This window comes from Bradyrhizobium sp. (assembly GCF_049581145.1).
Taxonomy (GTDB): Bacteria; Pseudomonadota; Alphaproteobacteria; order Rhizobiales; family Xanthobacteraceae; genus Bradyrhizobium.
In genome coordinates, this window is sequence record NZ_JBAURI010000078.1 from 1 (window position 1) to 8828 (window position 8828).

The 8828-nt window shown below is 64.2% G+C and carries 9 protein-coding genes; all 9 read left to right on the plus strand.

Annotated elements, in window-relative coordinates; translation table 11 throughout:
* The coding region (locus WCB02_RS02225) for a GDP-mannose 4,6-dehydratase (protein ID WP_423955897.1) at positions 1-677 on the plus strand (677 nt) is incomplete at its 5' end.
* Positions 670-2226 (plus strand): PfkB family carbohydrate kinase, encoded by a 1557-nt coding sequence (locus WCB02_RS02230; RefSeq protein ID WP_423955900.1) that lies wholly within the window; start codon positions 670-672, stop codon positions 2224-2226. The genes WCB02_RS02225 and WCB02_RS02230, both read left to right, overlap by 8 nt.
* Before the next feature lie 64 nt (positions 2227-2290).
* Positions 2291-3226, plus strand: coding sequence for a Gfo/Idh/MocA family protein (locus WCB02_RS02235; RefSeq protein WP_423955902.1), 936 nt, complete (start codon positions 2291-2293; stop codon positions 3224-3226).
* A complete protein-coding gene (locus tag WCB02_RS02240; RefSeq protein ID WP_423955904.1) occupies positions 3223-4506 on the plus strand; it encodes a nucleotide sugar dehydrogenase in 1284 nt (427 codons plus the stop codon). The genes WCB02_RS02235 and WCB02_RS02240 overlap by 4 nt, the downstream gene beginning before the upstream one ends.
* A 12-nt stretch (positions 4507-4518) precedes the next feature.
* The gene (locus WCB02_RS02245) at positions 4519-5406 is read left to right on the plus strand and encodes an NAD-dependent epimerase/dehydratase family protein (RefSeq protein WP_423955907.1); all 888 of its coding nucleotides are present in this window, start codon (positions 4519-4521) and stop codon (positions 5404-5406) included.
* A gap of 248 nt (positions 5407-5654) precedes the next feature.
* Positions 5655-6311: a class I SAM-dependent methyltransferase gene (locus WCB02_RS02250; protein WP_423955910.1), complete on the plus strand. Its 657-nt coding sequence runs from the start codon at positions 5655-5657 to the stop codon at positions 6309-6311.
* Positions 6312-6338: 27 nt separating this feature from the next.
* Entirely contained in the window at positions 6339-7166 is an 828-nt protein-coding gene (locus WCB02_RS02255) for a transketolase (protein WP_423955912.1), read from the plus strand.
* The gene (locus tag WCB02_RS02260) at positions 7163-8074 is read left to right on the plus strand and encodes a transketolase family protein (RefSeq protein WP_423955914.1); all 912 of its coding nucleotides are present in this window, start codon (positions 7163-7165) and stop codon (positions 8072-8074) included. Before WCB02_RS02255 ends, WCB02_RS02260 begins: the two co-directional genes overlap by 4 nt.
* Positions 8075-8093: 19 nt before the next feature.
* A partial coding sequence (locus tag WCB02_RS02265) for an NAD-dependent epimerase/dehydratase family protein (protein WP_423955916.1) occupies positions 8094-8828 on the plus strand: 735 nt, incomplete at its 3' end.

Consider the following 8828-nt stretch of genomic DNA (forward strand, 5'->3'; position numbering starts at 1 on the left):
CCGCAGGGGTGAAGAAGTTCGTCTACGCGGCTTCCTCGTCCTGCTACGGACTGGCAGCGACGCCGACGCGCGAGGACCACGTCATCCAGCCGCAATACCCGTATGCGCTGTCGAAATATCAGGGCGAGCAGGCGGCGTTTCATTGGCACCAGGTCTATCGGTTGCCGGTCAACGCGGTTCGCATTTTCAACGCTTACGGGACACGCTCGCGCACATCCGGCGCTTATGGCGCGGTCTTTGGCGTATTCCTGAAGCAGAAGCTAGCCGGCAAGCCTTTCACCGTGGTCGGCGACGGCACGCAGCGGCGTGACTTCCTCTATGCCTCCGATGTCGCCGAGGCGTTCCTCGCGGCAGCGGAAACCGCAAAGACCGGCGAAATCTGGAACCTGGGCGCCGGCAACCCCCAGTCGGTCAATCGTCTCGTCGAGCTGCTCGGCGGCGAAGTCGTGCACATTCCAAAACGGCCGGGCGAACCCGACTGCACCTATGCCGACATCGCCAAGATCACGCGCGATCTCGGCTGGCGTCAGAAAGTCAGTTTCGAGGAGGGCGTGCAACGCATCCTGGCGAATATCGATTACTGGCGCGAGGCTCCGCTGTGGGATCCGGACTCGATCGCCAAGGCGACGTCGGGTTGGTTCAAGACGCTCTCAGACGAAGGCAAGTCCAATGGATGACGCAAGCCGCGCTCTCGTCAAGCACAAGGTCAAAACCGCGCAGGAAATCGCGGCGATCATCGGCGCGCCCCCGCGCAAGAAGAAAGTGATCATGTGTCATGGCACGTTCGATCTCGTGCATCCCGGGCATATCCGGCACCTGCTCTACGCCAAGAGCAAGGGAGACCTCCTGATCGCCAGCCTGACGGCGGACGCGCATATTGCGAAGGCGAATTTCCGCCCGTTCGTGCCGCAGGAGTTGCGCGCCTTCAATCTCGCCGCGCTCGAAGTCGTCGACTACGTCGTGATCGATCCGGACCCCACGCCGATCGTCAATATCGGCATCATCAAGCCCGACTATTTCGCCAAGGGATACGAGTACACCAAGGAGGGTCTGCATCCGCGCACCGCGGAGGAGAAGCTCGCGGTCGAGGCCTATGGCGGCGAACTGATCTTCACGCCGGGTGATATCATCTACTCCTCCTCGCGCCTGATCGAGACCGAGCCGCCGGCGATCGCGACCGAGAAGCTTTTGGCGCTGCTGGAGGGCGAAGGACTGACCACCGCGGATATCAGGAGCGCGCTGGACAAGCTCAGGGGCATCAAGGTTCACATCATCGGCGACACGATCATCGACAGCTATACGCATTGCGCCATGATCGGCGGCATGACCAAGACGCCGACCATGAGCGTGCGGTTCGATCGTCGCGAGGATTTCGTCGGAGGCGCCGGCATCGTCGCCAAGCATGTGGCGGCCGCCGGTGCCGAGGTGACGTTCTCGACCGTGCTCGGTGAGGACAAACTGGCGGAGTTTGCGCTGGAGGACCTCAAGCACGCCGGCATCCAGTGCACGCCGATCATCGACCGCACGCGGCCGACCACCAACAAGAATGCCATCGTGACCGGTGGCTACAACCTGCTCAAGGTGGACACCCTCGACAACCGCGCGATCTCCGAGCGGATTCAGGGCATCCTGGCGGAGCAGATCCGCGATACGCCGGCCGATATTGTCGTGTTCAGCGACTTTCGGCATGGTATGTTCAACCGCGACACCATCCCGAACCTGATCGCGGCGATCCCGAACAACGTGTTCCGCGTCGCCGACAGCCAGGTCGCGAGCCGCTGGGGCAACATCCTCGAATTCAAGGGTTTTGACCTGATCACGCCGAACGAACGCGAGGCCCGGTTTGCCTTGGGCGACCAGGACTCGGTGGTGCGGCCGCTCGGCCTCGAGCTGTACCGGCAGGCTGCCTGCAAGATATTGATCCTGAAGCTCGGCGAACGCGGCCTGATGACCTTCCGCTCGGTGCCGAAGAAGGACGAGGACGTGCGCGCCTTCTTCACGCTCGATTCATTCGCCGACCACGTCGTGGATGCGGTGGGCTCGGGCGACGCCCTGTTGGCCTACGCGGCGCTGTCGATGTTCGCCGGCGGCAACGAGGTGATCGCCTCGGTGCTCGGTTCGCTGTCGGCGGCGGTCGAATGCGAGCGCCATGGCAATATTCCGGTGCGGCCGAAGGACGTGCTCGACAAGCTCGATCGCTACGAGCGTCTGATGCACTACCAGTGATCGTGCTGGGTTCGCAGGCTCACAGGATTCTTGATCACAAGGCTCTCGGGATCGCTTGGCTGTCATGCGCTGCATTGTCGTCGGATATGGTGTGCAGGGAAAGAAGCGTCTTGCGGTTGCGGCCTCCGAGGCTGCAGGCGTCGTCGATCCGTTCTGGACCGGCGCCCAGTGGAAAGACGTTCGCGAGGTGCCGCTTGAGCTCTACGACGCGGCGGTCGTGTGCACGCCGGACGAACCCAAGATGGAGATCCTCAGGCATCTTGCCCGGCACGGCAAGCACGCGCTCACCGAGAAGCCGCTGTATGCGGGGTCGGATGCCGAGCTCGCCGCGCTCGAACAGAGTGCCAGGGACAGCGGCACGCTGCTGGTAACGGCCTACAACCACCGTTTCGAACCGCACTATGTCGGCATGCGCGACCTCATCGCGTCCGGCGAACTCGGGAAGATCTATCGCTGCCGCATGTTCTACGGCAACGGGACGGCGCGCCTGGTGCGCGAGAGTGCCTGGCGCGACCAGGGCGCCGGCGTGCTGCCGGACCTCGGCTCGCATCTGCTCGACACCGTGAATTTCTGGTTCGGCGATCTGGCCGATGATTTCCGCGTCATCTCGGCGAGCCGTTTCGAGAATCGCGCGGCGGATCACGTCGTCATCGGGTCTGAAGCTTCCGACCCGAAGATCGAGCTGGAAATGACGCTGGTGTCCTGGCGCAACCATTTTACCTGCGACATTTTTGCGGAAAAGGGCAGCGCGCATGTCGAATCGCTGTGCAAATGGGGCCCGAGCGAGTTCACGTGCCGCACCCGCATCCTGCCCAGCGGCCGGCCGCCGGAACACACGATCACCCTGGTGCAGGACGATCCGACATGGGCGCTCGAATACACGGCGTTCAAGGCGCTGGTTGCCGGGGAAGCGCGGACCGACCTGTCGAAGGACCGCTGGCTGCTTCGCACGCTCGGACGGCTTTCCGACGAGGTCATCAAGGTGAGTTCTTCGCGATGAACGATCAACCGCGTATCGCATATGTCGGCATGACGCATCTCGGCCTGTGCTCGGCCGTGGCGGCCGCTTCGAAGGGATTTGCCACGCTGGGCGTCGACCTCGATCCGGCGCTGGTCGGGCGCCTCGAGGCCGGCGAGCTGCCCGTGGTCGAGCCCGATCTCGACGATCTTCTTGGCCGCAGCCGCGGGCATATCTCCTTTGCCTCCGATCCGGCCCGGCTGAAAGGCTGCGACGTCATCTATGTCGCGCCGGATGTGCCGACCGATGACCAGGGAGGCAGCGATCTGACCACGCTCGATACGCTCCTGAAGCTTGCGCTCGACAATGCCGGTCCGGACAGCGTCGTCGTGGTGCTGAGCCAGGTTCCGCCGGGCTATACGCGGGCGCGGTTGCGGCCGGACAAGAACCTGTACTACCAGGTCGAGACATTGGTCTTTGGCCGCGCCGTCGAGCGCGCCACGCTGCCGGAGCGTTTCATGGTCGGCTGCCCCGATCCAGCGCAGCCGCTGCCGGCGCGCTTGAAGAGCTATCTCGAGGCCTTTGGCTGCCCGATCCTGCCGATGCGGCTGGAGAGTGCAGAGCTCGCAAAAATCTCGATCAATTGCTGCCTGGTCGCCTCCGTCACGGTCGCCAACACGCTGGCGGAATTGTGCGAGCGTATCGGCGCGGATTGGTCGGAGATCGCGCCGGCGCTGAAGCTCGATCGTCGCATCGGCGCCTATTCCTATCTGTCGCCGGGGCTCGGCATCGCCGGTGGCAATCTCGAGCGGGATCTCTCGACCGTGATTCGGTTCTCACAGGAGTTCGGTACCGACGCCGCCGTCATCCAGGCCTTCGTGCACAACAGTCGCTATCGCAAGGACTGGGCGATCAGGACGATGCATGAGGCGGTGCTGTGGCGCGGCCAAGATCACGGCCACCAGATTCGGCTCGGCGTCCTCGGGCTCGCCTACAAGGAGAATACCCACTCGGTGAAGAACTCGCCGTCGCTGGCGCTGATCAGGCTGCTGCATCCCTGGGCGCTGCAGGTCTACGATCCGGTGGTGAAGTCCGATGCCACCGATCACCCCAATGTCACCGGCGCCGAAACCGCATTGGCCGCGGCTGCCGGCGTCGACGCGCTCGCGATCATGACACCATGGCCCGAATTCCGGAAGCTGTCGCCGGCCGAACTCGCCAAGGCAATGCGCGGCAACATCGTGCTGGATCCGTTTCGCGTGCTCGAACCGAAAGCAGCGCTTGCCGCCGGGCTCGACTATCGCACGCTGGGTGTCACTTAAGGATTCCTGACCATGCTCACCCACGCATATGCATCTCCGAGAGCGCCGAAGCGCGTCGTCGTGGTCGGCGCCGGCGGCTTCGTCGGGTCGACCATCGTCAAAGAGATCGCCGCGGCGAACATTCCGGTCATTGGCCTCACGCGCAAGGAGGCCGATCTGTTGTCGGCCGCGGGAAGCGAGCAGCTCCGCGCGCGGCTCACCCCCGACGATGCCGTGGTGTTCGTCTCCGCGGTGGCGCCGGCGAAGAATGCCGGCCAGATGATGACCAATCTGCGCATGGCAGAGACCGCATTGCAGGCGTTCGCGGCGGCGCCACCGGCGCATCTTCTCTATATCAGCTCGGACGCCGTCTACGCCGATGACGCCAATCCGGTCACCGAGCAGTCACCGCTCGCGCCGTCGACAACGCATGGCATGATGCATGCGGCGCGCGAGCTGATGTTCCGCAGCGAGGTCAAGGCGCCGTTCGCGGCGCTGCGCCCGACGCTGATCTATGGCGCGGGCGATCCGCATTCAGGCTATGGCCCCAACCGCTTCCGCCGCCAGGCGGCAGAGGGCGGGCCGATCACGCTGTTCGGAGCAGGCGAGGAGAAGCGCGATCATGTCGCGGTCGAGGACGTCGCGCGGCTGGCGGTGCGAATTCTGCAGCACGGCAGCACCGGCAGCCTCAACGCGGTGACCGGCGTTGCGACGTCGTTCTGCGACATCGCGCATCTCGTCGCGGGCAATTTCGCGCCGAAGGTCGAGGTCAAGCATCTGCCGCGCGCGGTGCCGCGTGCGCATCTGCTGCATCGCTTCTTCGACATCACGAACTGCTACAAGGCGTTTCCGGATTTCAATTTCGAGCGGTTGCCTGATGGGTTGGCGCGCGTCCACCGCGAGGTTTTTGGCAGCAGGTGAGGGGACGAATGGCCGTGGCAACGACCCACTGCGGGGGAGATTGTGGCTTGCGCGGCACTCTCCGCACCAGCTACATGAGGGTTTGGTGTGGCGGCCACGTCCACAGCCATCATCACCCGCGAATGCGGGTGATCCAGTATCCCAGAGACGCCCATCGATCGGAGATCTCTGGAATGCTGGATCGCCCGGTCAAGCCGGGCGATGACGGGGTTTGGTGTGAACGCGGCGGCACGGGGACTTAAAAGCTTATGGCCGAGGTCAATCTTCTGAACAAATTGCCCAAGGGCAAGCGCAATGTCTCGGCGCGGCAGCATGCCAAGACCGACGAGCACATCCGCATCTCGCGCGAGTATGGCGAGCTCTATTTCGATGGTCCGCGCGAATACGGCTATGGCGGCTATCGCTACGATGGCCGCTGGGTTCCCGTGGCGCAGGACATGATCGAGCATTTCGGCCTCAAGGCGGGCGATCGCGTGCTCGATGTCGGGGCCGCCAAGGGCTTCCTGGTGAAGGATTTCATCAAGGCGCTGCCCGGGCTCGAGGCGTTCGGCCTCGAAATATCGAAATACGCGCTGATGCATTGCGAACCCGAAGTGATCGGCCGTCTTCACCTCGGCAACGCGCTCGAGCTGCCGTTTCCCGACAACAGCTTCAAGGCCGCGATCTCGCTGAACACGATCCACAATCTCGATCGCACAGGCTGCGTTCAGGCGCTGAGGGAGCTGCAGCGCGTGTCGGGCGGCCATGCGTTCGTGCAGGTCGACAGCTACCGCACGCCCGCGCAGAAGGTGATTTTCGAGGATTGGGTGCTGACCGCCAGATTCCACGACTATCCGGAGGGCTGGCTCGAGGTATTCGCGGAGGCTGGCTATACTGGCGACTACTACTGGACCATCATCGAATAATCGGAAGGCCGTACGGGGAAGAATTTCATGACGGACCGAGCCAACACGTTCGACGCCAAGATCGCCAGGGCGCGTTGCAACGCCTATCGCCGGCGCATCCTCGACATGTCACAAAAGGTCTCGGCCCTTCATATCGGCGGCGCCTTCTCGTGCACCGAGATCGTCGACCTCATCTACAACGAGCTGATGCGCCCGGCGCTGAACGGCGGAAAGTCCCCCGACACCTTCTTGATGTCGAAGGGGCACGGCTGCATGATTCAGTATATGGTCCTGGTCGAGAAGGGTATCCTGAGCCAGGCCGATCTCGACGGCTACTGCACGCCCCATGGCCGGCTTGGTGTCCATCCCGACTACGGCAATCCGGGGATCGAGGCCTCGACCGGCTCGCTGGGCCACGGTCTGTCGATGGTGGTCGGCATGGCGCTTGCCGAGCGCGGACGCAAGACCGGCGGCAACATCTACACCGTGCTGTCGGATGGCGAGATCCAGGAAGGCTCGACCTGGGAGGCCATCCTGATGGCCTCGAGCCTCAAGCTCGGCAACATCATCGCTTTCTGCGACAACAACGACTTCCAGAGCCTCGGCCGCACGTCCATCACCCATCCGTCGTTCTATCCGCTCACCGACAAGTTCTCCGCCTTCGGCTGGGAGACGGCCGAGTGCGACGGTCATTCCAGCGCCGAACTTTATGAGGCGGTGCGCAGCCGCAAGGGCGACCGGCCGTTGATGGTGGTCGCGAAGACGACCAAGGGCAAGGGCGTCTCCTACATGGAGAACGTGCCGCTCTGGCACTACCGTTCGCCCAACAAGGACGAATACAAGCAGGCCATCGCCGAGCTGGAGGCTCAAGCATGAGAAACACGTTTGCCGAGGCGCTCTACGAAGAGGCCACCAGGAATCCCGACGTGTATATCGTGGTCTCCGACATTTCACCGGCCGGCAGCATGGCGAAGTTCTCGACGCAGTATCCCGAGCGGTTCATCAATGTCGGGGTCGCCGAGCAGTCCATGATCGGCATCTGCGCCGGCCTCGCGCTGAAGGGCTGCCAGCCCTTCGCCTACACCATCGCGACCTTCTCGCTCTATCGGCCGTTCGAGATGGTGCGCGACGATCTCGGCTACCAGAATCTGCCGGTGACGGTGGTCGGCATGGGCGCCGGCGTGATCTATTCCACGCTGGGCGGCACCCATCACACGATGGAAGACATCGCGATCGCGGGCGCGATTCCGAACATGCAGATCATCGCGCCCTGTGATCCCGCCGAGTGCACCGAGGCGACCAGATGGTGCGCGAGCCAGAAGAACGGCCCGCTTTATCTGCGCATCGGCAAGGCCGGCGAGCCGGATCTCACCAAGGGCGCCGAACCCTGGACATTCGGCAAGATTCGCTATCTCAGGCGGGGAACCGATGTCTGTATCCTGACCTACGGCTGCATCAGCAAGATGGCGGCCGAGGTCGCGGACCGGCTGCAGGCGCAGGGCAAATCGGTCTCGCTGGTCTCGGTGCACACGGTGAAGCCGCTCGACCGCGAGGGCATTGCGGACGCGCTGAAGCGGCACAAGCAGGTGATCGTCATTGAAGAGCATGTGCCGCAGGGCGGTCTCGCGCCCCAGACCAAGCAGCTTGCGTGGGACATGCAGGCGACCTGCAAGCTCGATACCTTCACGCTGAAGGACGAGTTCATTCACAACTATGGCAGCTGGGAGGATCTCCTGGCCGCGCATGGCATCTCGGTTCCCAACATCATGGCCAGGGTATCCTGAGCGAGGGGCATACTGGGGCATGAAGGTCCTCGTCACCGGCGCTTCCGGGTTCGCGGGGTCCGTCGCAGCCAGAGAGCTCGCCCTGGCCGGCCACGCCGTGACCGGCCTCTATCGTCACCGGACCCGGTTTCTGGCGACGCTCGATGGTGTGCCGGGCGTGACGCTGGCCTGCGGCGACCTCGTCGCCGTGGGCGATCTGGCCGGTGCGTTCGACGCGGTGGTCCACACGGCCGCGACGTCGCCGGCGCCCGGCATCGATGCGCGGAGGATGGTGCACGACAATGTGCGCGGAACCGAGGCGCTGCTCGACGCCGCGGAGCGGTGGACCGTGCGCGCCTTCGTTCTGTACTCGTCCCTGTCGATTTACGGCACCGTGACCGCGCCGGTGGTCGACGAGGCGACGCCGGTCGTCGATCCCGATCCCTATGGGACCACCAAGTGGCTCTGCGAGCTGATGTTGAAGGACCGGGCTGAACGATTGCCGGGGCTGGCGCTGCGGCTCCCAGGCGTGCTGGGGCCGGGCGCGCATCGCAACTGGCTTTCCGGCGTGGCGGCCAGGCTGTCGCGCGGCGGGACCATCGGCGCGTTCCACCTCGATTCGCCCTTCAACAACGCCGCCCATGTCGCCGACATTGCCGCGCTTGCGGTCCGCGCCATCGCTCTGCCGTGGACCGGCTTCGATGCGGTCGTGCTCGGGGCCCGCGGCGCCATGCCCGTGCGCGAGGTTGTCGCACGGCTGGCTAGTGGCCTCGGC

Bases quoted from the DNA above. Each gene is read 5' to 3' on its own strand.
- WCB02_RS02235 (WP_423955902.1), top strand. From the start codon at position 2,291: ATGCGCTGCATTGTCGTCGGATATGGTGTGCAGGGAAAGAAGCGTCTT.
- WCB02_RS02230 (WP_423955900.1), top strand. From the start codon at position 670: ATGGATGACGCAAGCCGCGCTCTCGTCAAGCACAAGGTCAAAACCGCG.
- WCB02_RS02260 (WP_423955914.1), top strand. From the start codon at position 7,163: ATGAGAAACACGTTTGCCGAGGCGCTCTACGAAGAGGCCACCAGGAAT.
- WCB02_RS02245 (WP_423955907.1), top strand. From the start codon at position 4,519: ATGCTCACCCACGCATATGCATCTCCGAGAGCGCCGAAGCGCGTCGTC.
- WCB02_RS02250 (WP_423955910.1), top strand. From the start codon at position 5,655: ATGGCCGAGGTCAATCTTCTGAACAAATTGCCCAAGGGCAAGCGCAAT.
- WCB02_RS02255 (WP_423955912.1), top strand. From the start codon at position 6,339: ATGACGGACCGAGCCAACACGTTCGACGCCAAGATCGCCAGGGCGCGT.
- WCB02_RS02240 (WP_423955904.1), top strand. From the start codon at position 3,223: ATGAACGATCAACCGCGTATCGCATATGTCGGCATGACGCATCTCGGC.